A 24,853-nucleotide genomic window follows, 5' to 3' on the forward strand; every position below is an offset into this window, starting at 1 on the left:
AAATACAAAAAATCAGTAAAGAATTTATTTGTAAAAAGACGGCGCGCTTTATACCATATTAAAATTGAAAACTCAACATTCAGTGCAAAAATTGTGCACTGAAAAATGACCTGAAAAACAACTTTGGAGCCTCAATGAGTGCTGTGATCAAGACCCCTGAAGAAATCGAAAAAATGCGTGTTGCCGGGCGCTTAGCCGCTGAGGTACTCGAAATGATAGAACCGCATGTGGTGCCTGGTGTAACCACAGATGAGCTAAATACAATTTGCCACGATTACATCGTTAATGTGCAAGACGCGATTCCAGCGCCGCTAAACTATCACGGTTTCCCTAAATCAATCTGCACCTCAGTGAATCATGTTATTTGTCACGGTATTCCTAACGACAAACCTCTCAAAGAAGGTGACAGCGTTAATATCGATGTAACCGTAATTAAAGACGGCTTTCATGGTGATACCTCAAAGATGTTCCATGTAGGCACACCCAATATTCAAGGCAAACGCCTTGCTGATATAACCCAAGAAAGCCTTTACCTTGCCATAAAAATGGTAAAACCAGGTGTTCGCTTAGGTGACATTGGTGCCGCGATTCAAAAGTACGCAGAAAGCTTTAATTATTCGATTGTACGTGAATATTGTGGTCATGGTATCGGCGCTGAGTTCCACGAAGAACCTCAAGTAATGCACTACGGCAAACCAGGTACAGGCGAGGTGTTAAAAGCAGGAATGTGTTTAACAATTGAGCCAATGGTGAACGCAGGAAAACGCCAATGTAAGTTATTAAAAGATAACTGGACTGTCGTTACAAAAGACCGTTCATTGTCTGCTCAGTGGGAACACACACTGTTAGTGACTGAAAATGGTGTTGAAATTTTAACGCTCCGATCAGATGATACTATCGACAGGATCATCGAACACTAGGAGCCAGCCCCTGTGGCATTACCCAACAAAGTAAAAAAGTTGCTCAGCCAAGCTGAGCAACTTAGCGATTATCGCGACTGTTCTGGTTATTTTTATAAGTGGCTACAGAACGAATTTTCTAAACAACCCGTCAGCAACTTAATCAATGCCCGCGCTGAGTTTATTGACCGCTTATTGATTAAACTGTTTCACGACTTTGACCTTGCCCACGAAAGTGATTTAGCACTTATTGCTGTCGGTGGTTATGGGCGTGGCGAGCTACACCCCTACTCCGATATTGACTTTATGCTGCTGGTTAGTGAACAACCAAGTGACGCTGTATGCGAAAAAATTGGCCAGTTCGTGACGATGCTATGGGACCTCAATCTCGAAATTGGTCACAGTGTTCGCACTATTGAACAAGCACTGGAGCAAAAACGTGAAGACGTTACTTTTGCCACCAGCTTACTCGAAAGCCGTTTAATATTTGGCAATCACATTGAGTTTGAAAAACTCAAAATGCACTTAATCGACACGCCAATTTGGCGCTCTGATGAATTCTTTTTGGCAAAAGTACAAGAACAACAATTACGCCATAAAAAATGCCATGGAACCGCCTATAATCTTGAGCCTAACATTAAAGAAAACCCAGGTGGCTTGCGCGATTTACAAACCATTATTTGGGTCGCAAAAAAGCACTTTAGGGCTGAAACATTACAAGAACTCATTAATCATGGTTACCTCACTCATGAAGAATACCAAGAACTCTCAGAGTGTTTAGAAAACCTGTGGAATATCCGCTTTGCCTTGCACATCGCTGCGGGACGTTCTGAAAACCGTTTATTGTTTGATCACCAGCCTCATGCTGCCGAAATTTTAGGTTTTGGTAGCGACGGTAAAGCGTCGGTCGAGCGCATGATGAAACGTTTATTTCGCATTATGAGCCGTGTACGAGAGCTTAACCAAATGTTGCTGTCTTACTTTGAGCAAAGCATTTTGCCAGGTGCAGGCGAGTTACCCGTTGTAGAGCTTGACCGGAACTTTGAGCGTATTGGTCATCAGATTCGGGTTAAAAACCCTTCTGTATTTTTCCGTCGCGACCAACTCTTTGTGTTGTTTGAGCACATTGCCGACAACCCCGAAATTACGCATATTTACCCAAGCACGATTCGTACAATGCGCCAAGTACGTCGCCGTTTATTAGGTGATTTACAAGATTACGCGGCGTGTCGTGAAGCATTCTTACGGTTAATTAAACACCCTAATGGCATGGGCCGAGCATTCACGCTCATGCACAAACACGGCATTATTGCGGCTTACTTACCGCAGTGGCGAAATATATTCGGACAAATGCAATTTGACTTATTCCACGCCTACACTGTGGATGAGCACACGCACAAGCTTATTAATAATATTTACAAATATTTTGATAAGTCTCGAGTCAGTGAATTTCCTCTGTGCAGTGAAATCGTCACCCGCATGGATAAACCTGAACTGTTATATTTAGCCGGTATTTTTCACGATATTGCCAAAGGACGTGGTGGCGATCACTCAGAGCTTGGCTCGGTCGATGCCTTAGCGTTTGCCAAACTGCACCGTTTTCCTGCATCAGATGGTAAACTCATTGCGTGGTTGGTTGGCAATCACTTACTTATGTCGGTCACCGCGCAACGCAAAGACATTAACGACCCTGATGTAATTAAAGACTTTGCCAGCAAGGTTAAAAATGAACGCCAGCTCGATTATTTATATTGTTTAACACTGGCTGATATCCGTGCTACAAATGATAACTTGTGGAATGATTGGAAAAACACCCTACTGCGAGAGCTGTATTTACACACCCAGCGCGCACTGCGCTTGGGGCTTGAAAATCCAATGGACCAACGAGATCAAATTCGAGACAAAAAGCGCCAAGCAAAACAGCGCTTGCTTAATCTTGGCTGTAACGAGGATCAGATTGATTTAATTTGGAGTCGCTTTAAAGCTAATTATTTTACCGCTTTTAGCGAGCAGCAGATTTCATGGCACACAGAGCACCTGTTAAACAGTGCAGACTTAAGCCAACCCAGTGTCATGGTGTCTGACACAGCAATGCATGGTGGCACACAGGTATTTGCTTACAGCCCCTATTCTGGTGGCTTATTTGCACGCCTTGTGAGTGTTATAGGCTCTAAAAAAGCACAGATCCAACATGCGCAAGTGTTAACGACCAAAGACGGTTATGTGTTGTTTAGTTTTGTTATTTTAGAAGTGAATGGCGACCCTATCGCCAGTGGTCGTGCACAGTCGATTAAGCGTGCATTGGATCTCGCTATTAATGATCCTAAAAAGAAAATTCGCTTTAAAAAGAATCGTTCGCAGCGCTTTAAAGACTTTAATATTAAACCAAAAATTGTGCTTAGACCGCATGCACGAAAAGACCGCAGTCTAATTGAAATTCAAGCAGTGGATATTCCGGGGTTACTGACCAAAATAGCCGAAGTATTCCAAGCACATTTACTGCATATTCATGCTGCACGGATCACCACAGTGGGCGAACGCGCAGAAGATTTCTTCGTGGTATCGAATAATGAATACCAAGCATTAACAGACGAAGAACAAGCAAAAATTCATCAAGCATTGCGTAAAAAACTCAACGCAGAAACCGAATAAGAGGATCTTATGTCAGATTTAAAAACCATGATCGAAAACGCCTGGGAAAACCGCGATAGTATCAGCCCAAGCACAGTATCAAGCGAAGTAAAACAGGCCATTATTGATGCGCTTGAACTGCTTGATAGCGGCGCGGCTCGTGTTGCTGAAAAAATCAGTGGTGAGTGGGTTGTTCATCAATGGTTGAAAAAAGCAGTACTGCTGTCATTCCGTATTCGTGATAACCAACCAATGAACGATGGTGTTAATCAATTCTACGATAAAGTACCACTAAAATTTAGCGACTATACGCCAGAGCAATTCCAACAAGGCGGCATGCGCGTAGTCCCTAACGCTGTGGCGCGCAAAGGCAGCTTTGTTGGTAAAAACGTGGTGCTTATGCCTTCTTACGTCAACATTGGTGCTTACGTTGACGAGGGCACCATGGTCGATACTTGGGCAACCGTTGGCTCGTGCGCACAAATTGGTAAAAACGTTCATTTATCAGGGGGCGTAGGCATTGGTGGTGTACTTGAGCCACTTCAAGCAAACCCAACCATTATCGAAGACAACTGCTTTATTGGCGCACGCTCTGAAATTGTTGAAGGCGTTGTCGTTGAAGAAGGCGCCGTTATTTCAATGGGTGTATACATCAGCCAAAGTACGCGCATTTATGACCGTGAAACCGGCGAGGTTCACTACGGCCGCGTACCAGCGGGTGCCGTTGTTGTACCGGGTTCACTGCCTTCTAAAGATGGTTCGCACAGCCTATACGCTGCCATCATCGTAAAAAAAGTAGATCAACAAACGCGCGAAAAAGTAGGCATTAATGCACTACTTCGCTCGATTGATGAGTAATCAGTGATTTTACACAGTCTGTTATGACTAAAAAGCGCTTTCCTTAATGAGGAATAGCGCTTTTTTTATACCTGTTAATTTTCATCAACTTTATTAAATTGTTACATCTTATTTCAAAAACACACTTTATCGCGTATATACAGCAACCCAGCGTCTACTTTGACATACATCCCATTAAACTTACTGGCACTTTTTTTACGTCGCATTACAATGCACACAAATTGATTTTGGAACACACACAATGAATTTGACGCGCAGTTCACTGAAGAACCCAGCGAGTGTTATTGTCATCTTAGTACTGATTATGCTGTTTGGCATGTTGAGTATTTTCAAGCTGCCAATTCAACTTACACCCGATATTGAACAACCGCAAATCACTATTTTTTCAGGTTGGCGCCAAGCCGCACCAGAAGAAATAGAATCAGTGATTATTGAGCCGCTCGAAAACGCAGTAAAAAACACGCCAGGCGCTTTAGAGGTGAATACCAATATCAACCGAGGTAATGGCTCTATCACCCTTACTTTTGCAGTCGGGCAAAATATGCAGCAAGCCATGCTCGATGTACTCACAAGTCTAAACCAAGCACCGCCACTGCCCTTAGATGCATTCGACCCTGTGGTATTTGCAGGCGGCAATAATGGCGAAGCCGCTGCCACTTTGTTAGTGACTCCCACGCACTACAACGCCGATAGCTTAGATCTTGATATGGCACAGTTTCAAAAACAAATCGACGAATTTGTTGAGCCACGTTTAGCCCGTATTCCCGGTGTTGCCCGCGTTGATTTAGCCAGTGAACGACCAAAAGAGTTGCGCATCACCTTTGATCCTCACAAAGCCGCAGCCCTTGGCGTAAGCCTTGACCAAATAAGTAACGTATTAGCCAGTTCACGCGATACCTCAGGAGGCCTTGCTAATGTCGGACGCCGTCAATATACCGTGCGCTTTACGGGTCAGTATGATTTGTCGAGCATGGCACAAATGCGCGTTGGTTATTCTGGCGACAGGCCAATTTACCTTGGCGATATTGCACGCGTAGAACGCACTTTTTCTGACCGTTTAGGCATGAGTGGCCGAAATGGTAAACCGGCGTATTACATTCGAATTTCGCGTGCCAACGAAGCCAATACTGTCGCACTTCTTGATGACATAAATTTAGCGATTAAAGAGCTAAACGAAGGTCCTCTTGCTGAAAATGGCTTATCGATTGAGTTAAGCTTTGATGCCTCAGTGCATATTCGTAACGCCTTATCATTAGTGAAAAGCAACTTAGGATTAGGTGTACTTTTATCATGCTTGATCTTATGGTTGTTTTTCCGCGGGTTAAAAGCCACGTTTGTGATTGCCGCTACAATCCCGGTGTCGTTGATGGTGGCGTTTTTAGCCCTTAATATTTTTGAACGCAGCTTAAATGTTATTTCCCTTGCCGGCCTAGCCTTTGCTGTCGGCTTAGTTTTAGATGCTGCTATCATAGTCCAAGAAAATATAGCCCGACTCAGAAGCGAAGGCTTTGATACTAAAAAAGCGGCATTAAAAGGAGCAGCGCAAGTCACCGGTGCCTTATTTGCGTCAACAACCACCAGCGTTGCTATTTTTCTCCCTATTCTCTTTATGGCAGGCATTGAAGGTCAGCTGTTTTCAGACCTAGCACTCACCCTCTCTATTGCGGTCATTGCCTCAATGGTCTGTGCCATTACACTCATTCCATTAGCGAACCATGTTTGGCCTGACACTGAACTAAAACCCGATCCTTATCGTGCTTATTGGCAAAAACTAACTAACTTTATCATGGCACTCACTAACACCCGCACTAAGCAACTGCTCTGGATTGCCTCGTTATTAGGTGGCTCATTAATTGCCACCATGACTATGCTGCCAAAAACTGACTTTATGCCCAGAGCGCCAACTGATGGCTTTTTCTTTAACTTGAATACCCCACCGGGTGGCAATGTGCAATTTATGGAAGAAGAGTTATTAATGCGTATCAAAAAACGCTTAATGCCTTACTACACAGGCGAGAAAGAGCCAGGAATAAAAGACTTTAACTTTTATGCATTTGGTTCCAACGCTGGCGGATTTATTTATTCGGCTGATCCACAACGCGTTGAAGAATTGATGAAAGTTGCTCGAGAAGAAATTTTCATCGACTTACCCGACACGCAGGTATTCTTCTTTCGAGGTTCTATGATCCAAGTCGCGAATGGGGGAGATGGCCGAGATATCAATATTGATCTAACCGGTCCGAACATGGATGACCTGATTTCAGGTGCTAATGTCGCCTTGCAAGCAGTCACAGAAGCAATGCCAAATGCCACAGCAAGACCACAACCGCGTTTAGATATGGCCGAACCAGAGCTCAGGCTTACACCTAACGACCGCCGTATTACTCAAGCAGGGCTAACTCGCCGTGACGTTTCACAAGCGGTACAGGCGTATACAGGCGGCTTATTTGTTAACGAATACTTTGACGGCAACGAGCGTATGAATGTCATTTTGCGAGGCACTCCATGGCAAACCCCTGAAGAACTAAAAGCCTTGCCCATTGTTACACCGCTCTCTGGCATTCAAACTCTGGGCGAGCTTGCCCAAATAAAACGCACTGTTGGCCCTACACAATTACGCCGTGTTAACGGACGTCGCACAGTGAGTATTGTCGTCACACCACCTGCCGATATGAGTTTGCAACAAGCACAAGCTATTTTAGCCGAACACGTTATGCCAAAAGTACGTGCCAGCTTACCCGAAAGTGCTGGCGCGATTTTGGCTGGCAACGCACAAAAAATGAATTCAGCTATGCAAGAGATGACTCTCAACTTTTTACTAGCCTTGTTTATTTTATTCCTGCTGATGACAGCATTATTTAAATCTGCAAAAGACAGTGTCTTGGTACTGTTAGTTATGCCACTGGCGATAGCTGGCGGGGTACTGGCCTTGTTTGTGCTGAATTTATTCACTTTCCAATCACTCGATTTATTGACCATGATTGGCTTTATCATTTTGCTGGGATTAGTGGTCAATAATGCAATTTTATTGGTCGACCAAACGCGTGTTGCGATGTCTGCAGGGCTTAGCCGAGAGGCTGCAGTTCGCCAAGCAGTGCTACTTAGAGCACGCCCCGTTTATTTAAGTACCTTAACGAGTTTATTTGGCATGTTACCGCTGATGTTAATGCCAGGTGTTGGCTCAGAGATTTATCGCGGTCTTGCGACCGTCATTGTAGGCGGCATGGCTATTAGCGCGCTATTTACGCTTATTTTAATGCCGAGTTTATTGCAGCTTGGCAGGCAATTACCACCAATAAACAATAATCAACAACCCGAAAAAACGCCTTTAAGCTTGGTATCGAATCAATGAGTGATAAAACGATGATAAAAAATATACGTATTGTAACCGCGGTATTATGTGCCTTCGCCTTTCATGCTTTCGCGGTCGTTCCTGTCACGGTCGATACAGTGAGTAAAGCACAGCTAACCAGTGAAATTGAAGTAAGTGGCACTTTATACGGCAAAGACGATGTCACGCTTACCGCAGGAATTAGTGGACGTTTACTCTATGTGGTAGAGCCCGGCACTTTAGTCAACCAAGGTGATACGCTAGTGCGCATGGACACTTTACCACTGGAACTTGAAAAAGCCCGTCAGCAAGAAATGCTTAACCGTGCAAAAATAAACCTGCGTTTATACGAGCAAGAGTTAGCCCGTTTACAAAAACTCGCTAAAGCGAGCAGTGCAGCGGCAAGCCAAGTTGATGGAATGCAAAATAAACACGACCTCGCTTTGTCTGATATTGCCCTTGCTGAGGTAGAGTTAAAGGTGATCGACGATAAACTATCCCGTGCGACCATCAGCGCCCCCTTTTCAGGTGTTATCAGCGAGCGCTATAAACGTGCTGGACGTGAAATAAACCGCGCCGATGAATTAGTCACCTTACTCGATATCACTCATTTAGAAGTGCGTTTATATGTCCCTGTTAAATACCTCAAGTTTTTACATAAAGACATTGCACTGCCGGTCAAAGCAGGCGATTTATCAGCACCTGAAACAACAACCGCTAAAATTACAGCAGTGATCCCATCCACAGACCCGCGTTCACAAACGGTCGAAGTACGTGCCGCATTGCACGTATCTCAAGAGCAAGTATGGGCGATAGGTCAACTTGTCGATGTTACTGTTCCATTAACAAGTAAAGGCGATGTGTTATTAGTGAACCGAGATGCCCTTATTTTGCGTAAAAATGGCACGCATATCGTAAAGATTGATAACGCCAGTACAGCAGCACAAATTCCCGTTATCGTTGGCAGTGGCAAGGGTCAGCTTGTTGAGGTAAGTCCCCTCACTCCTGCGTCTCTTAGTGCGGGCGATAAAGTGGCAATAAGGGGGGCTGAACAATTGCAAACGGGCCAAAAGGTTGATGTACAAATAAAGCCCGAATGAAAAATGAGTAAAGTATAAAGCCAGTGTCACTGGCTTTATACTCCTAGGCTTTTAACTGACTTTAAATTGCTTCACAATTTGGTCTAGCTCAAGCGCTGTTTGCGCTAAGCCATCAGCAATCGCTGCTGCGCGCTCTGCACCATCCATCGTTTCATGTGCTTTTTCGTTAACATGTTGAACACTTTCACTTATTTGCATACTCACGACATTTTGTTCTTCAGACGCACTGGCAATTTGTACATTCATATCTTTAATTGTGCCCACCGATTGTGAAATTTGCTCGAGGACTTCACCGGTTTGCTCAGTTTTCTCTGCGGTTTGCTCCACATTTTGCATATTCATTTTCATCGAATCGACTGAGCGCTTCGCTTCATTCTGTAAATTAGAAATCATCACTTGAATTTCTTCAGTACTTTGTTGTGTCCGACTTGCTAAAGAGCGCACTTCATCTGCAACCACTGCAAAACCGCGTCCTTGCTCTCCAGCTCTGGCAGCTTCGATGGCCGCATTTAATGCTAATAAGTTAGTTTGGTCAGCAATACCTCTTATCACATCTAAAATGGAGCCCACTGACTCAGTTTCTGCTTCTAAGTTTTCAATCGTTTTGCTCACGCTCATCATGGTCTCAACCAACTCGCCCATTGCGTGATGCGTTTGTGAAACTACTTGCGTGCCCGTCAGTACTTCATTATCGGCTTTTGTTGCTGCATCAGCAGCCATTTGTGCACTTTGCGTAATCTCATTAATGGTTGCTGACATTTCATGCATTGCAGTGGCTGTTTGTGTTAATTGGTCAGATTGATGCTCTGCACCTGTTTTAGAACTCGCCGTTATTGTTGTTAAATCTTGTGATGTGCGCGAAACTTGCGTGGTAGATTCACTGATCTGTGTCAGCATTTCATTAAGCTTTGATACCATCTCTCGCATTGCTAAATATATGCCCGTTTCGTTGCCGTTCTGGCTAAAACGATAGGTTAAGTCTCCTTCAGCTATCGATTGCACTATTGTTGCTATTTCGCTCGGCTCCCCGCCAATAGGCGCTTTTATTAAACGCGAGATAAAGATACTTAAGAAAATGCCCACAGTAATAATTATGATGGCAAAGACTAAAATGGTGGTAATCGCATTTTCACTGCTGGCTTGTATCATGGGACCAATTTCATCTTGGCGGTTTTGGCTGGCGAGTTTAATACGTTCAATTTCCTCAGCTATTTGCGGGCCTACTTTATCAAGTGTCCCGCTAATTATATTATTACGCTCTGTAATCAAGGACTTTACTAGCTCAAGCCCTGTAAGATAGTCATTCGTTCTGGTTTTGAAATCAGACAATAATGTCTGCTCTTTTGCATCAAAAAGGCCCGCTGACAATTGCTGAGTTTTAGCTTGAACGCTCTTAAATTCTTTCATTGTTCTGTCAAAATCAGCCAGCGAGTTGCTGACTAAAAACTTTGCAGCATACAATCGCCCAAGTAATAACGACTCTTGCAATTGTGCACTTAAAAATAATGCTGCGCTGTTTTCTTTGTTTTTACTCAGCAGCATAATTTCTGTTAAGGCCTCACGCATAAACGGCCCGTTTCCATCGAGCTTATTTTCGACTACATCATTGCGTTTTTCTACTAACTTAACGATGTCTTCAAAACCATTCTTATAATTACTTGCTCCTTTTTCTATCGCTGTCATTGCTTTTACTTTCTCGGCATCAGTAAACTGTTTTTTGCTCTGAGTGATTAATTCACTGAGTAAATTATGACGCTCGTTAAAATCGGAAATGGCTTGAGGTTCTTGATCTTTCAAATATTTGAGTGCATTTAAGCGTAAAGTTAATACGTTTGATTGGACTCGTCCCGTGATATTGCTATCGCGTGCATTTACGCGATAATCAACAAAATTATCATAGCCTGAGTTAAGCGCTAACAAGGCAACTATACTGACTACCCCTAGCAGAACAATCATTGCGCCAAATGCAAGATACAGCTGTGTATTTAACCTGAACTTCGTAAACATAATGTTCTCTCTGTTTAATTGCAGTACCCTATGCGTGATGGCTTCCTTACTAAAAATCTCATTAAGTATAGGAAACAACAGTGAGAATGATATGTTATGAGGGGAAATAGGGGGGAATTTAAGAAATATCTGATATGTAAGTAAAAATCGTCCTAATTATTCCAGTTTTATAAACAATTAAACCCCTCTAAGGAAATCTGTTTAGTTTGCTCATCGACATTACTTTTTTGATAGATCTGTAAACTATCTTGATGAACTTTAAAACTAAATTCACCTGCCCACGGTAATGAAGCAACCGGGATCTGGCGATAAAAACCATAACGGTCATAGCAAATATATGAAATATGATGGTAAACATCTGTAAAAACGCCATAGTCAGCTGTAAATACACTAATATGCTGTTGCTGCTTAAAATACTTTGCCTGTGTCCCTGCAACAAGGTACCAAAAACACAGACTCACCATAACCACAAGTTGAAGCCCTGCGACAATGAATAATAAAAGATGTCGTCTAGCGGTTGGTTGAGTCTCTAGCGCTGCTCTGCCTGTGTCACACCTGTTATTTTTGAGTAATAAATAAATGCCCGTTATGACCATAAACAGCTTCATAATGAGTAACGCAACGCCTATTTGATACATCATTTTTGGGCTATGCCATTGAATGCCAAATACAGGAGGTACAAAAAGGCTGTCGATAAGCGGCAATAAAATAAGTAATGAGGCTATGATTAGGCTTTTATTCTTCATTGTTTTCTACCGTGTTGTTTCATAACGCAAATACACTATATAGGCTTTTTCTTTTTAACAAAAATAAAAAGGCGCGACCTTGGGTCACGCCTTCTGGGCAGAACTTATTGCGTTTTATAATGCAGCAAAGACATCGTCAGTTTTTGCAGCACAAATAAAATCGTTTTTATGTAAGCCTTTAATTGAGTGGCTCCACCACGTAACAGTCACTTTGCCCCACTCTGTAAGTAAACCTGGGTGATGGCCTTCTTCTTCAGCCATATCACCTACTTTATTTGTAAATTCAAGTGCTTGTTTAAAGTTTTTAAACTTATACACACGCTCTAATTGCATAATGCCGTCGCGCACTTCTGGTACCCAATCAGGGATCATTTTAATTAATTCTGCTAACTCAGCATCAGATACTTTCGGCGCATCAGCACGACACGCTTCACACTTTTGTGTGCTTAATGAAGACATTATAAATCCTTAACTTGCTAATTTTTCTTTAGGTGGAAACTTTGGCTCATGAAGCCCTAATTCTTTTGCTTTACTCACCAATGACATGATATCCATTTGTGAGATATCAAATAAGTCATTAATCGAATTAATGGTGTAGTACACAGGCTGCATTATATCAATACGGTACGGTGTGCGAAGCACATCCAGTACATTCATTGCATTGATTTCTGGTTTATCAGAGTACACGTATTGCGTTTCACCTGGGCTTGATAAAATACCGCCACCATAAATACGCAAGCCTTGGTCTGTTTGCATTAAACCAAACTCAACAGTAAACCAGTATAAACGTGCCAGATACACGCGATCTTTTTTCTCTGCTGCATACCCTAATTGACCGTATTTATGCGTAAACTCAGCAAATGCAGGGTTTGTTAACATTGCACAGTGACCAAAAATTTCGTGGAAAATATCTGGCTCTTGTAAGTAGTCAAACTCTTCACGTGTGCGAATAAACGTAGCCACGGGGAATTGCTTATTAGCTAACAAACGGAAAAACTCGTCAAAATCAATTAACGCAGGCACAGGCGCAACTTGCCAGCCGGTGGTTTTTTCCAGTACTTCGTTTAATTCACTTAATTGGGGAATACGATCTGAAGGAAGGTTTATTTTTTTTAAACCCTCAAGGTATTCATTGCAGGCTTTGCCTTCAATGCAAGCGAGTTGGCGAGCAACCAGCTCAGACCATATTTTGTTTTCGTCTTCGCTCCAATGGATCACCCCATTTTCATCGGGTTGCTTGGAGGTGTAATTACTTGCTTTAGCCATAATAACCTTCTTCGTTAAATCTTGATCAGCACGATAAGAATCACTTTAACTTGTTAAGTCGATACTATGTAAAAGTAAGCGAGATTTTAATAGTTTTGGGTGTTTCTACTGTTTGCAGAAACACCTCTACTGTAAATAAAAAATTACATCAAAAGATCTAAATGTTTACACAACCCGTTAAATAAGGGCTAAAACACCATTTCAGTGTAAACTTAAATTAACACCCTACCCAATAGATGTAAATGCAGTTTTAAGATCGTTAATTATATCGTTAACATCCTCTAAACCGACTGATAAGCGAATTAATCCATCACTAATCCCAGCCGCAGCCCGTTCTTCTGGTGTATAGGGAGAGTGAGTCATAGACGCGGGATGCTGAATGAGGGTTTCAGCGTCACCTAAACTCACTGCTAACGTACAAAGCTGAGTATTATTAATGAAGGTTTCACCTTGTTCTAGGGTGCCTTTAATTTCGAACGCGATCACACCACCCGCTGCTTTCATTTGTGTACCAATAAACTTATGACCTTGATGTGATTTAAGGCCAGGATAATAAACCTTGCTCACCAACGGGTGCTGCTCTAAAAACTCAGCAACCACTTGGGCACTCGCACAATGGCGCTCCATTCGTACTGCAAGCGTTTTTAACCCTCTGTTTATTAACCAGGCATCATGTGGACTAATCGTTGCGCCAATATCTTTAAGCACGGTCATTTTTATTAAATTAATGTGCTCATTAGAACCACACACAATGCCAGCAACCACATCGCCATGTCCGTTCAAATATTTAGTCGCACTGTGAATAACAATATCGATGCCATATGAAGTGGGTTGCTGAAGTAAAGGCGTTAAAAAAGTATTATCAATAACACTGAGCAACTTATGTTGCTTCGCGACTTCTGCAATTAAGCTTAAATCAAGCACAGTCATGGTTGGGTTTATCGGCGTCTCAGCAAAAATCATTTTACTGTTTGGTTTAACAGCAGCACGTAACGCGGCTTCATCGCTCATATCAACAAAACTGACTTCTATACCGAAGCGAGGCAGCATGTGAGCAAAAAAAGCAAAAGTACAACCGTAGAGTGCACTTGATGCCACAAGGTGGTCACCATGCTGTAAAAAGCTTAATACTGAGGCTGATACTGCGCCCATTCCCGTTGCTGTTGCTGCAGCCGCTTCACAATTTTCAAGTTGTGCAACTTTTTGCTCTAACTCTTGCGTTGTTGGGTTACCTAAGCGAGTGTAAATAAACCCCTGCTCTTCACCAGCAAAACGTGCAGCCCCTTGTGCTGCACTCGTGAACGCAAATGTTGAGGTTTGATAAAGTGGCGCACTCAGTGCGCCGTGAGGATCATTTGGCTTTTCTGGACCATGGATACATTGTGTATGTAAGTGATGCTTAGTCATTGTCTGTTCTCGTTTTTATTATCAGTACTTCATACTCATAAATAAAACGCACATACAGCCTAACCACAAGCATGCCGGATGCACAGATGGCTAAATATCACTCAACCGTTTTTATTAACTGTACACAAATGTTGTCATTGAGTCTTTTCGGTGTCTTTATCGCTGCTGCGCGAGGCTATTTTTCGCGCAATACTATTAGCCGTTTCTTTTAATAGGCTACGTTTGTGCTCTAAACGTGGCAATGGCCTACTTAACTCCATGGCTTTATAGCCAATGCGAGCAGTAAAAATACCGGCGCTAAGCCCTTGCGCGGCACGGCCCGACAATTTACCCAACAGCTCTGCACTGAGTGCCGTTGCAGCCAGGTCGGACACCAGTTCAGCACTGCCCACAAAAAGCACTTGTTTGATCAACAAGCGATACAATTTTATGCGACTTGCATAACCAAAACCAATGCCATAAATACGACCAATTTGCTCAATTAATTTAGTGCCACGCCAAAGTACCGCCATCATATCAACCAGTGCAAGTGGGCTTAATGCCACCAATAAGCCCGATTCTGTGGCAAACCGATTAATCAGTTTCTTTGCTTGCTGATCTTGGCTGACTAATAAGCTGTCTGCATATAACGTCATGATTTCTTTGTCGGTATGATGACTGGCTATTTGTGTTTTAAAGTCATCAAAGCCTGTGAGTGCTTGATGTTTATTGAGTTTTTCAAGCCAAGGCAGCGCTTCACCTACTTGCTCACTATTAAGTAATCGATCAGCCTCTGTACGATGTAGCTGATTGCGCTTTAAGCTACGCAGCATGCGATACTCACGCCAAATAACACGGCTAATCAAGAGCACGCCACTTAGTACCGCTGTTAAATACACTGAACCGACAATAATTGATTGCTGAAACGCCACATACAGCGACATACCAAATTCAAGCAAGACCAAGACTAAAAAGCTCACAACAAAAAGGCTTTTTAATGTTTGCCATTTTGACTTTCTGTATACCGGTGCCAGTTCTATGTCGTCAGTTAATTCGTCATCGTTTTCAATAAACTCTGCATTTTCAATTACCTTTGCAGCTGTAAGCTCCTCAGTCGGTGCTTCATTTGCTGCAGAGCTCGCAATACGGCGCCCAGCTTGAAAATCAACCTCGTTCGGCTGTTTACTCATGTTAGTTTATCTCCTATCAGATACTGCATGACATGATCTAAACGAATATGCTTTAACCGTTTATCAGGGCATGGTAATGGCGAAAACGACAAAAACTCAAAGCCTTGTGCTGGCCACTCGTGTTTATTCAATAGTCGTGAAGGTGGCTGGGGGGGTAAATAAGTGACCCACTCATGCTCGCCCAATGGTTTACCGTAAATACAGGCTAATTGCTGGCCTTTTTCTACAACTTGGCGCGGCTCTGTCGCACAAATTGACGACATAGCCATGGTTTCAATTTGTACGCCTTCAAACTTTAAATGGTTGCTTTGATCATGCACGATTGAATCAAGCAATAATGCTAAATCTTTATGATACTGCGCGCTAATATGGTCTGATTTATTTGCAGCAAACAACAGCTTGTCGATGTTAGGTTTAAACAAACGTTTAAAGAAACTAGCTTCACCGTAATTAAAGTGTGCAAGCAATTGGTTTATTACACGACTTTGCTCATGTAACGTTTCTGCCCCTTCGTTCAATGCACTCAAGACATCCACCAGCACAATTTGTCGGTCAAAATGGCGAAAATGTTGCTCATAAAATGGCTTCACAACTTCTTTTACGTAGGCCTTATAGCGCTTTTTAAGGTGCGCTAAATTTGACCCTTCAGCAATTTCCTCTGGTACGTTTGCGACCGGGAAAAACTGCAGTAAGGGGGCACCTTTAAGTTCACCCGGCATCAACATACGCCCGGGTTGTAACATGGCAAGTTTAGTATCTTGCTTTAGACTGATGAGTAACTGCTGATACAGTGCTGCCACCTCAGCAAGTAAACTTTCATCAACACTGGACGATAAATCGAGCTCTGCAAGTGCAGATAAAAATGGCTGAGCTTTTTCATTGCGCGCCGTTTGCATAAGCAATGAATATTGTAACTCACACCAATCAGTAAATGACTGCTCAAGCATTGGCAAGTCGAGTAACCATTCACCTGGGTAATCAATGATGTCTAAATACAAAGTGGATTGCGGTGCAAAATGACCACGAAGCCCTGAATTACTTTGATACTTGATTGCCAGTCGCAGTGTGTTGATACGCTCAGTTGATGCCGGCCATGCCGGTTCACCTTCCAGGGGCAATAATGATGACAAAGCCTGATTATATGCAAACGTTGGAATGGTGAGAGCTTGCTGAGGCACCACTTTGGTTGCAATATGGCGTTTTTCACGCATTACATTAAAAAATGGTAGGTTTTTATCATCAGCTTGACTGGTTAAATGCTTAACAAGTGCGGTTATAAACGCCGTTTTACCACTGCCACTTAATCCTGTTACAGCAAGTTTCACGTGTTGATCTAAACCACGATGCAGTGCTTTTTCGGCTTTGTTTTTTAATTTATTAAAGGTGTTCTTTGCAAATGATTGGCTCATACAGTGTCTAGCACCCTATTTGCGCTTGGTTTCACATTGCAAACAAGGTGCTTTAAAATCCTTTAAAGTTTGTTAATTTCACGGCTAACCGTAAATTCAGTTGAGGTGACATAGCGTTCCATCTCTTGTAAACGACCATCAACTCGCGCAAGGCGCTCTTTTAAATCTTGCAGTGCACGGCGAGGTGGTTCCCCTTTTTGCCATACTTTAAATTTCACTTCAAGCGGGTCTTGGTGAATACTGTCGCCAGTTTTCATTGTTTTCTCTGATGGTTTCTTATCTAAAATAAACCACGCGGCAATGTAAGCAACAACAATAAATGGCCCACCCGATAACAACACTGCGGTGACGACAAGAATACGTACGAGCCAAAGCTCCATATTAAAGTAGTCGCTGATACCCGCGCACACACCGGCTATTTTACCGCGCTCTGCGTCTCTGAATAATTCGCGTTTGGTACTCATACTTTACGTCTCCACTGTGGAGCCTCTTGATCAAGTAAGGCTTCTAATGTTTCAACTCGCTCTGCCATTTTGTCTGCTTTTTGTGCAAGCTCTAACAGCTGGCGATGTTCGTGTTCACTTAAACCTTGACTCACTTGCTTTTTACTACGGTAGTGTAAAATAAGCCAAAGTGGGGCAACAACCACCATAAATACAATAATGGGTGCCATCAAAACTTCTGCGTCGAACATGATTCTCTCCTGTCAATCCGTTATGTGTTTAAGCATTGGGGGACTTGCCCCCATTTTTTATTTTTTATCTGCCAGTTTTTTCTTAAGCTCAGCAAGCTCATCATCAATCTTTTCGTCTTGCTGTAGACCCGCAATTTCGTCAGCTAATGATTTTTTACCAAGATCATAAGACTCTATTTGAGATTCTAGACCATCGATCTTGTTTTCGTAACGTTCGAAGCGGTTTAGCGCATCTTCCACTTTTGAGCTATCAAGCGCTTTTTTCACTTCTAAACGTGACTCAGCTGAACGTTGACGTAAAATAATCGCTTTTTGACGTGATTTAGCATCAGCCAGCTTCTCTTGTAACGTGCTTACTTCTTGCTGAAGCTTTGCAATATGAGATTCAACATGCTCAAGCTCAGACTCAACGGCAGCCACAGCATCCGCAGACTTTTGCTTTTCAATCAGTGCTGCACGCGCTAAGTCATCACGGTCTTTGCTTAGTGCTAACTCCGCTTTTTCTTGCCAATCAGCAACCTGTACTTTTAATGTATCAACGCGACGTACTAATTCTTTTTTCTCAGCAAGTGTTTTTGCTGACGTAGAGCGTACTTCTACTAATGTATCTTCCATCTCTTGGATGATCAGACGAACCATTTTTTCTGGGTCTTCTGCTTTATCTAAGATGGCATTGATATTAGAATTAACGATGTCTGCAAAACGTGAAAAAATTCCCATAACATTTACCTCTTTGGTGTTTTAACTTAATCAGTTGGTATATCTAGTATCAATATGCTTGCCAACTTTTATAAAGCTAGAATAACTTAATATATTCAAACAGTTAAACTAAATTTATAAATTTCTTTAGTTCTCTCAGATAATGAAATACACTAGATCTTAGTAAAAATGACTAAGAGTTAGGGAATATGAGCCAATTTCGCCAACAGGATAATTTACTCGGCCAATCTGACAGCTTTTTAAGCGTGCTGGATCAAGTATCACAGCTGGCTAGTTTAGATAAACCAGTGCTTATTATTGGTGAACGCGGTACAGGTAAAGAACTGATTGCAGCGCGTTTACATTTTTTATCGAAACGCTGGGAACAGAACTATATCAAGCTCAACTGTGCGGCGCTTAACGAGAACCTACTCGAAAGTGAATTATTTGGCCATGAAAGCGGGGCTTTTACCGGAGCAAGTAAACGCCATGAAGGTCGCTTTGAACGCGCCAACAGTGGCACGCTGTTTTTAGATGAATTAGCCAACACCTCAGCGATGGTGCAAGAAAAACTGTTACGCGTTATTGAATATGGTGAGTTTGAGCGTGTCGGCGGTAAGCAAACCGTTAAAGTAGATACTCGCCTTGTGTGCGCAACAAATGAAGACCTACCAAGTCTTGCAGAGCAAGGTGAGTTTAGAAGCGACCTACTTGATCGTCTCGCTTTTGATGTTATTACCCTGCCCCCGCTTCGTGAACGCCAAGAAGATATTATGTTACTTGCAGAACAGTTTGCGATTAATATGGCGCGTGATCTTGAGTGGGAGCTATTTAGTGGCTTTACTCGTAGCGCTACCGAAACACTGCAGTCATACGACTGGCCGGGTAATATTCGTGAATTAAAAAATGTTGTTGAACGAAGTTTGTATCGTCACGGCAATGAACATATTCCCGTTCACCAGATTATTTTAGACCCATTTGCCAGCAAATTCAGACCTAAGCAACGTATTAAAGGCAGTAGTAACAGTGCACCAATTGCACATATAGAACATGCGGTTACACCCCCTTCACAGGCGCAAGAGTCAGTATCACTAAGCAAACCTGAAATTCAGTTTCCTTGTAACTTGAAACAACTTTCCAATGACTTTGAAATTGATGTCATAAAAAAAGCATTGGAACACAGTCAATTTAATCAAAAGAAAACTGCAGAACAGCTCGAATTAACGTATCATCAATTACGTGGCTATTTGAAAAAATACAATTTATTAGACCAGCAGCAATAGTTAGAGGCTAATCAGGTGTATAAACCGTTACTTGCTTTGTCTTTGGTATGCTTAGTAGGCTGCCTAGATAGCGAAGAAAAAACCACTGAACAAAAAAATCAGGGCTTAGTGTATTGCGCTGAGGCTAACCCGGTGTCGTTTAATCCACAAGTAACGACCACGGGTTCAACCATTGATATTATTGCTAATCAGCTTTATGACCGCCTATTGAGTATCGACCCTGTGTCTGCTGAATTTCAGGCGGAACTTGCCACCGATTGGAAAATCAGTCCAGACGGCAAGTCCATCACTTTTACTTTACGAAAAGGGGTGAAGTTTCATACTACCAAGTACTTTACACCGAGCCGTGATTTTAATGCCGATGACGTCATTTTTACCTTTAGTCGCTTATTTGATGTATACAATCCCTATCATTTTGTGGGTGATGCCAATTACCCGTATTTTCAAAGTGTCGGTATTGATCAATTAATTCGCCGCATTGTGCGTGTTTCTGACTACCAGGTGCGCTTTGAACTTTATAATGCTGAAAGCAGCTTTTTAGCGAACCTTGCAACCGATTTTGCCGTGGTGCTATCAAAAGAATACGCCATGCAATTAAAAGATCGAAAGCAAGAAAACCTCTTTGACCAGTACCCCGTTGGCACGGGCCCTTATGTGTACAGAGAATACCGTCGCGATCGCTTAATTCGCTATTACCGTAATCCTGATTATTGGAAACACCCTGTGGTGCTTGAGCAATTGGTTTACGATATAACGCCAAATGGCACCACCCGAGTTGCCAAAATGCTGACCAAAGAATGCGATGTAACCGCTCACCCTAGCAGCGCACAATTAAGTATTTTAGCTGAACGAGACGATATTAACGTTCAAAAAGAGCAAAACCTTAATATTGGTTATTGGGCATTTAATACTGAGCGTCCACCGTTTGATGATATTCGTGTGCGCCAAGCACTGGCCAGCGCAATTGATGTCGACAAAATCATGCAAGCAGTTTACTACGGTAATGGTATTAAAGCGCAATCGTTACTGCCCCCTGCCTCTTGGGCTTTTGAAGCACAAAAAGCGATGCCTGAATTCAATCCTGAACTTGCAAAAACACTGCTTGCAGAGGCCGGCTATAAAAATGGCTTTGATATGAATATCTGGGCCATGCCAGTCAGCCGAATTTATAACCCAAATGCCCGTAAAATGGCGGAGCTGATGCAAAGTGATCTGCGCAAAATCGGGGTTAACGTGAGTATTGTGGAATACGAATGGAATACCTTTTTACAACGCGTTGGCGAACACCGTCACGATAGCGTGTTACTCGGCTGGGCAGCCGATACGCCCGATCCCGACAACTTTATGAGCCCATTGCTAAGTTGCACAGCAACTTTTAGTGGTAAAAATCCGGCAAACTGGTGTAACCCTGAATTTGATTTATTACTCACTCAAGCGCTCGACACCACCGATTTAGAAAAACGGAAGCAATTTTACAATCAAGCTCAGCGCATTATTGTACAAGAGTTGCCGATTCTGCCAATTGCCCACGGCATGCGTTTTCAAGCATCTAGCAGCGATGTGAAAGGGATAAGTTTAAGCCCGTTTGGCGGTATTTCACTGGCTAATGCGAGGAAAGAATAATGATACTTGATTATATTCTTCGTCGCTTAGCGCTGTTAATGTTTATGATGCTGACATTAAGTATTTTTACTTTTTCGTTAAGCTATTTATTCCCCGGTGATGCCTTAACCAATTTAAGTGGTATTACCAACAGCACTTTTTCGCAAACCAGCGTGCTTGAAGAAAAGTTCCACTTTACTGAAAATTATGCCGTGCAATACTTCGCGTTTTTAGAGCGCATCGTCCAAGGAGATTGGGGGGTATCGTTCGCCTCTGGTGAAAGTGTATTTCAGCATATTGTTGACCTATTTCCTGCCACACTCGAGCTGAGTACCTATGCGCTTATCGTGTCAGTGGTCGTCGGCGTGCCAAGCGGTATTTTAGCCGCTGCTTATTACAGACGTTGGCCCGATAAATTCATTAACTCAGGCACACTCATTGGCTATTCAATGCCCGTATTTTGGTTAGCACTGCTGTTAATAATGGTGTTTTCACTGCAGTTAGGCTGGTTTCCGATGTCGGGTCGTATGGGGTTACTTTACGAGATTGAACCTGTCACAGGTTTCATTTTGATAGATATCATTGCGGGAGACTTTCCGTATCATGGCATGGCTTTTGTGGATGCAATACACCACCTAACATTGCCAACTATCGTTTTGGCTATGTACCCAACAACCGTGTTGGTGCGCTTTACGCGCGATTCAATGCTCAAAGTGCTTGATCAAAGTTACATTAAAACAGCACGTGCTAAAGGGTTAAACCGCGCCCAGCTCATTATTCATCATGCCCTTAGAAATGCGTTATTGCCTGTGATAAAGCAAATCGGCTTACAATTTAGTACGCTGATCACCCTTGCGATGATCACCGAGGTCATTTTCTCATGGCCCGGCATAGGCCGATGGTTAATTGACAGTATTTATCAACGCGATTACCCCGCTATTCAAGGCGGCTTATTGGCTGTGTCTATGTTCGTAATTTTAGCAACGATTGTCGCAGAGCTCACTTACACTCTATTCGACCCACTCTCGCGGAACCAAGCTCATGGCAAAGTTTAATTTATTCTCTGAAGAGTCGAATAAATCGCCGTTGGCGCGATTTTGGCGTAAATTTAAAACCAACCACCCTGCACTTGTTGGCTTATGGTTATTTATTGCCTTTGCTTTACTGGCTGCATCAGCCCCTTTACTTGCCCCTTATGGCGTAAACCAGCAGCACAGCGATGCGTTATTATTGCCGCCATCATGGCATGATGCCGGTGATGTTCGGTTTCTATTAGGCACCGATGATTTAGGTCGCGATGTATTGTCGCGATTAATGAATGGCGCAACTTACACATTTGGCTTATCTGTTGTAGCAGCCCTTATCACCACGGTTATTGGGGTTTTGGTAGGCACTTTTGCGGGCATTAGTCGTGGTATTCGTTCAAGCTTTTTAAATCACTTACTCGACATTACCTTGTCGATTCCCTCGTTACTTTTAGCCATAATTATTATCGCGATTCTTGGTCCTGGCTTAATGAACACCGTGTGGGCAATTATCCTTGCTCTACTGCCACAGTTTATTCACTCTGTTCGAAATTTGATTGTTGAAGAGCTCAATAAAGATTATATCACCGCCTTTAAACTAGATGGTGCGTCTAACTGGCACATATTAGCCCGAGGAATTTTCCCGAATATCTACGAACATATCGTCGTTATATTCACAATGGCACTTTCTACAGCAATATTAGATATCTCAGCACTGGGCTTTTTAAAGCTCGGTGCACAGCCGCCAACCACTGAATGGGGTGCGATTTTGGCCGAAAACCTTGGTTTAATTTACCTTGCCCCTTGGACTGTGGGTTTACCCGGCGTATTATTATTTTTAGCTGTGCTGTCTACCAATTTAGTGGGTGATGGTTTACGCCAAGTGCTTAAAGAACGTAAGGCCGACTAGTTATGCAATTACTCGATATTCGCAATCTCACGATAGAGTTACGCACCTCTGATACGGTAATTCGTGCGGTTGATAAAGTGAGCCTCACCCTTAAAGAAGGTGAGGTTCATGCGCTGGTTGGTGAGTCAGGCTCTGGCAAAAGCTTAATCGCGAAAGCCATTGTTGGGGTGTTGAATAAGCGCTGGCATATCACTGCTGACAGAATGCACTGGCGCGGTGTTGACTTAATGCGTCTATCCAATGAGCAACGCCGTAAATTAGTTGGTCAAGATATTGCCATGATTTACCAAGATCCAAGCCGCTGCTTGGACCCCACAGCAAAAATATTTGATCAAATTGCCGAAACCTTACCCGTTGAAGCAACCAGTGGCTTTTTCTTAAAACGAAATCGCCAACGTAAAGACCGCGTAAAAGCACTTATTCATAAAGTGGGAATTAAAGATCACAAAAAAGTGCTCGACAGCTATCCTCATGAGCTTTCAGAAGGTATCTGCCAAAAAGTGATGATAGCGATGGCGATTGCTCGTACTCCTAAATTACTTATCGCCGATGAACCAACCACAGCCCTTGAGAGCACGACTCGTGCACAAGTTTTTAGATTATTAAAAAGTTTGAACCTGTTAAAAAACATGTCAATTTTAATGATCTCTCATGAGCTTGAAGAGATCATAGACTGGTCGCATGGGATGCATGTTTTATACTGCGGGCAAATGGTTGAAGCAGGCCCTACAAGCCGTATATTTAGTCAGCCACACCACCCTTATACACAAGCATTATTAAAGAGCTTACCTGACTACGAGCAAGGTTTGGCACATAAAGAACCCTTTTATGCGCTCAAAGGCACGATTCCAACCTTGCAACATTTGCCGATAGGTTGCCGACTTGGCCCCCGTTGCCCACAAGCACAAAAAGCGTGTGTGGTAACGCCTAAATTGACGAAACATCATGGTCATAGTTATGCGTGTCACTTCCCATTAATTAAGGCGATGAAATAATGCAACCACTGCTAAAAGTGCAAGCCCTATCGAAAAGTTTTAATTTGCGTGCAGGACTCTTTTCACGCAAGCGTTTTACGGTGCTGAAAGACATTTCATTTTGTTTAGGCCAAGGCGAAACTATCGCCATTATTGGTGAAACAGGCTCAGGTAAAAGCACCCTTGCAAAACTATTAGCAGGTGCAGACAACGCAGATAAAGGGCAAATTTTACTCGATGGTAACATCATTGAAAATGATGGGCTTCGCGATAATGACTGTCGTCATATTCGCCTTATATTCCAAGATTCTGAAGCCTCACTCAACCCTGGCCTCACTATTGGTGACATGCTAAACGACTGCTTACAATATAATACTGATCTAGACAAAGCCGCTCGCGAAGAGAAAATTAAACAAACGTTAGCAAAAGTCGGGCTCTTGTTAGACCATCGTCATTATTACCCGCATATGTTCAGTAGTGGTCAATTGCAACGTATAGCGCTTGCACGCGCTTTAATTCTAGATCCTAAGGTTGTGGTGCTTGATGAGGCTTTATCGTCGCTAGACCCCTCTGTGCGTGCTCAAACGGTAAACTTATTACTACGTTTACAAAAAGAAACGGGCCTTAGCTATGTCCTGATCACTCACCATTTAAGTTTAGTGCGCCATATTAGCGATCAACTTGTGGTGCTTGATCACGGCGAGATTGTCGAATACGGCCAAACTGAAACGATTTTCCAAAACCCGCAATCATCCGTAACACAGAAATTGCTGAGTTGTTGATTTACCTTAACGCTTTACGCTTAATTCGGCGTTAAAACGCCTCCTACACTCGGCACGATTT

21 protein-coding genes are annotated in these 24,853 nt (G+C 42.8%); 11 read left to right on the forward strand and 10 right to left on the reverse strand.

The window, feature by feature from the left end; translation table 11 throughout:
* The first annotated feature begins 110 nt into the window (after window positions 1–110).
* The 5 genes from map to BM378_RS03485 all read left to right on the forward strand — a co-directional run bounded on the left by map (window position 111) and on the right by BM378_RS03485 (window position 8,819).
* Window positions 111–920 (forward strand): type I methionyl aminopeptidase, encoded by an 810-nt coding sequence (gene map / locus BM378_RS03465; RefSeq protein WP_227006846.1) that lies wholly within the window; start codon window positions 111–113, stop codon window positions 918–920.
* A gap of 12 nt (window positions 921–932) precedes the next feature.
* Complete coding sequence (glnD, locus tag BM378_RS03470; RefSeq protein WP_036969758.1) at window positions 933–3,551, forward strand: [protein-PII] uridylyltransferase; 2,619 nt, start codon at window positions 933–935, stop codon at window positions 3,549–3,551.
* Between the two features lie 9 nt (window positions 3,552–3,560).
* The gene (dapD, locus tag BM378_RS03475; RefSeq protein ID WP_036969760.1) at window positions 3,561–4,388 is read left to right on the forward strand and encodes a 2,3,4,5-tetrahydropyridine-2,6-dicarboxylate N-succinyltransferase; all 828 of its coding nucleotides are present in this window, start codon (window positions 3,561–3,563) and stop codon (window positions 4,386–4,388) included.
* A 241-nt stretch (window positions 4,389–4,629) separates the two neighbouring features.
* Complete coding sequence (locus BM378_RS03480; protein ID WP_074988622.1) at window positions 4,630–7,740, forward strand: efflux RND transporter permease subunit; 3,111 nt, start codon at window positions 4,630–4,632, stop codon at window positions 7,738–7,740.
* Window positions 7,737–8,819: an efflux RND transporter periplasmic adaptor subunit gene (locus BM378_RS03485; protein WP_227006832.1), complete on the forward strand. Its 1,083-nt coding sequence runs from the start codon at window positions 7,737–7,739 to the stop codon at window positions 8,817–8,819. The genes BM378_RS03480 and BM378_RS03485 overlap by 4 nt, the downstream gene beginning before the upstream one ends.
* 51 nt (window positions 8,820–8,870) lie before the next feature.
* Here BM378_RS03485 and BM378_RS20375 read toward each other — a convergent pair whose 3' ends face one another.
* From BM378_RS20375 to pspA, 10 genes are all read right to left on the reverse strand, one after another.
* Window positions 8,871–10,826, reverse strand: a complete 1,956-nt coding sequence (locus BM378_RS20375; protein ID WP_074988623.1) for a methyl-accepting chemotaxis protein — start codon at window positions 10,824–10,826, stop codon at window positions 8,871–8,873.
* Between the two features lie 167 nt (window positions 10,827–10,993).
* Entirely contained in the window at window positions 10,994–11,572 is a 579-nt protein-coding gene (locus BM378_RS03495; protein WP_074988624.1) for a hypothetical protein, read from the reverse strand.
* A 114-nt stretch (window positions 11,573–11,686) separates the two neighbouring features.
* A complete protein-coding gene (locus tag BM378_RS03500) occupies window positions 11,687–12,031 on the reverse strand; it encodes a 4a-hydroxytetrahydrobiopterin dehydratase (protein WP_036969771.1) in 345 nt (114 codons plus the stop codon).
* Window positions 12,032–12,040: 9 nt separating this feature from the next.
* Complete coding sequence (gene phhA / locus BM378_RS03505) at window positions 12,041–12,838, reverse strand: phenylalanine 4-monooxygenase (protein WP_036969774.1); 798 nt, start codon at window positions 12,836–12,838, stop codon at window positions 12,041–12,043.
* A gap of 225 nt (window positions 12,839–13,063) precedes the next feature.
* Window positions 13,064–14,245, reverse strand: coding sequence for a methionine gamma-lyase (gene megL / locus BM378_RS03510; protein ID WP_074988625.1), 1,182 nt, complete (start codon window positions 14,243–14,245; stop codon window positions 13,064–13,066).
* A gap of 134 nt (window positions 14,246–14,379) precedes the next feature.
* Window positions 14,380–15,414, reverse strand: coding sequence for a YcjF family protein (locus tag BM378_RS03515; RefSeq protein WP_036969781.1), 1,035 nt, complete (start codon window positions 15,412–15,414; stop codon window positions 14,380–14,382).
* On the reverse strand, window positions 15,411–16,823 hold the full coding sequence (locus tag BM378_RS03520; protein WP_074988626.1) for a YcjX family GTP-binding protein: 1,413 nt from the start codon (window positions 16,821–16,823) through the stop codon (window positions 15,411–15,413). Before BM378_RS03520 ends, BM378_RS03515 begins: the two co-directional genes overlap by 4 nt.
* 62 nt (window positions 16,824–16,885) lie before the next feature.
* Window positions 16,886–17,287, reverse strand: a complete 402-nt coding sequence (pspC, locus tag BM378_RS03525) for an envelope stress response membrane protein PspC (protein ID WP_036969787.1) — start codon at window positions 17,285–17,287, stop codon at window positions 16,886–16,888.
* Window positions 17,284–17,517 carry an envelope stress response membrane protein PspB gene (gene pspB, locus BM378_RS03530; protein WP_036969793.1) on the reverse strand — a complete coding sequence of 78 codons (234 nt, stop codon included), beginning with the start codon at window positions 17,515–17,517 and terminating at the stop codon, window positions 17,284–17,286. Before pspB ends, pspC begins: the two co-directional genes overlap by 4 nt.
* Before the next feature lie 57 nt (window positions 17,518–17,574).
* Complete coding sequence (pspA, locus tag BM378_RS03535) at window positions 17,575–18,237, reverse strand: phage shock protein PspA (protein WP_036969796.1); 663 nt, start codon at window positions 18,235–18,237, stop codon at window positions 17,575–17,577.
* Window positions 18,238–18,425: 188 nt separating this feature from the next.
* On the opposite strand from pspA, the gene pspF reads away from it, so the two are divergent.
* The 6 genes from pspF to BM378_RS03565 are packed head-to-tail and all read left to right on the forward strand — an operon-like array spanning window position 18,426 to window position 24,792.
* Entirely contained in the window at window positions 18,426–19,499 is a 1,074-nt protein-coding gene (gene pspF, locus BM378_RS03540; RefSeq protein WP_036969799.1) for a phage shock protein operon transcriptional activator, read from the forward strand.
* Between the two features lie 15 nt (window positions 19,500–19,514).
* A complete protein-coding gene (locus BM378_RS03545) occupies window positions 19,515–21,122 on the forward strand; it encodes an ABC transporter substrate-binding protein (protein ID WP_074988627.1) in 1,608 nt (535 codons plus the stop codon).
* Window positions 21,122–22,156, forward strand: a complete 1,035-nt coding sequence (locus tag BM378_RS03550) for an ABC transporter permease (RefSeq protein WP_074988628.1) — start codon at window positions 21,122–21,124, stop codon at window positions 22,154–22,156. The genes BM378_RS03545 and BM378_RS03550 overlap by 1 nt, the downstream gene beginning before the upstream one ends.
* Window positions 22,143–23,036, forward strand: a complete 894-nt coding sequence (locus tag BM378_RS03555) for an ABC transporter permease subunit (RefSeq protein ID WP_036969812.1) — start codon at window positions 22,143–22,145, stop codon at window positions 23,034–23,036. The genes BM378_RS03550 and BM378_RS03555 overlap by 14 nt, the downstream gene beginning before the upstream one ends.
* A gap of 2 nt (window positions 23,037–23,038) precedes the next feature.
* Window positions 23,039–24,031 (forward strand): peptide ABC transporter ATP-binding protein, encoded by a 993-nt coding sequence (locus tag BM378_RS03560; protein ID WP_036969815.1) that lies wholly within the window; start codon window positions 23,039–23,041, stop codon window positions 24,029–24,031.
* Entirely contained in the window at window positions 24,031–24,792 is a 762-nt protein-coding gene (locus tag BM378_RS03565; protein WP_036969818.1) for an ATP-binding cassette domain-containing protein, read from the forward strand. The genes BM378_RS03560 and BM378_RS03565 overlap by 1 nt, the downstream gene beginning before the upstream one ends.
* Window positions 24,793–24,853 lie beyond the last annotated feature (61 nt).

It is taken from the genome of Pseudoalteromonas lipolytica (assembly GCF_900116435.1).
GTDB classification, from domain to species: Bacteria; Pseudomonadota; Gammaproteobacteria; order Enterobacterales; family Alteromonadaceae; genus Pseudoalteromonas; species Pseudoalteromonas lipolytica.

Coding starts and splice junctions, on each gene's coding strand:
- dapD (WP_036969760.1), top strand. CDS start 3,561: ATGTCAGATTTAAAAACCATGATCGAAAACGCCTGGGAAAACCGCGAT.
- BM378_RS03480 (WP_074988622.1), top strand. CDS start 4,630: ATGAATTTGACGCGCAGTTCACTGAAGAACCCAGCGAGTGTTATTGTC.
- BM378_RS03485 (WP_227006832.1), top strand. CDS start 7,737: ATGAGTGATAAAACGATGATAAAAAATATACGTATTGTAACCGCGGTA.
- BM378_RS20375 (WP_074988623.1), bottom strand. CDS start 10,826: ATGTTTACGAAGTTCAGGTTAAATACACAGCTGTATCTTGCATTTGGC.
- BM378_RS03495 (WP_074988624.1), bottom strand. CDS start 11,572: ATGAAGAATAAAAGCCTAATCATAGCCTCATTACTTATTTTATTGCCG.
- BM378_RS03500 (WP_036969771.1), bottom strand. CDS start 12,031: ATGTCTTCATTAAGCACACAAAAGTGTGAAGCGTGTCGTGCTGATGCG.
- phhA (WP_036969774.1), bottom strand. CDS start 12,838: ATGGCTAAAGCAAGTAATTACACCTCCAAGCAACCCGATGAAAATGGG.
- megL (WP_074988625.1), bottom strand. CDS start 14,245: ATGACTAAGCATCACTTACATACACAATGTATCCATGGTCCAGAAAAG.
- BM378_RS03515 (WP_036969781.1), bottom strand. CDS start 15,414: ATGAGTAAACAGCCGAACGAGGTTGATTTTCAAGCTGGGCGCCGTATT.
- BM378_RS03520 (WP_074988626.1), bottom strand. CDS start 16,823: ATGAGCCAATCATTTGCAAAGAACACCTTTAATAAATTAAAAAACAAA.
- pspC (WP_036969787.1), bottom strand. CDS start 17,287: ATGAGTACCAAACGCGAATTATTCAGAGACGCAGAGCGCGGTAAAATA.
- pspB (WP_036969793.1), bottom strand. CDS start 17,517: ATGTTCGACGCAGAAGTTTTGATGGCACCCATTATTGTATTTATGGTG.
- pspA (WP_036969796.1), bottom strand. CDS start 18,237: ATGGGAATTTTTTCACGTTTTGCAGACATCGTTAATTCTAATATCAAT.
- pspF (WP_036969799.1), top strand. CDS start 18,426: ATGAGCCAATTTCGCCAACAGGATAATTTACTCGGCCAATCTGACAGC.
- BM378_RS03550 (WP_074988628.1), top strand. CDS start 21,122: ATGATACTTGATTATATTCTTCGTCGCTTAGCGCTGTTAATGTTTATG.
- BM378_RS03555 (WP_036969812.1), top strand. CDS start 22,143: ATGGCAAAGTTTAATTTATTCTCTGAAGAGTCGAATAAATCGCCGTTG.
- BM378_RS03560 (WP_036969815.1), top strand. CDS start 23,039: ATGCAATTACTCGATATTCGCAATCTCACGATAGAGTTACGCACCTCT.
- BM378_RS03565 (WP_036969818.1), top strand. CDS start 24,031: ATGCAACCACTGCTAAAAGTGCAAGCCCTATCGAAAAGTTTTAATTTG.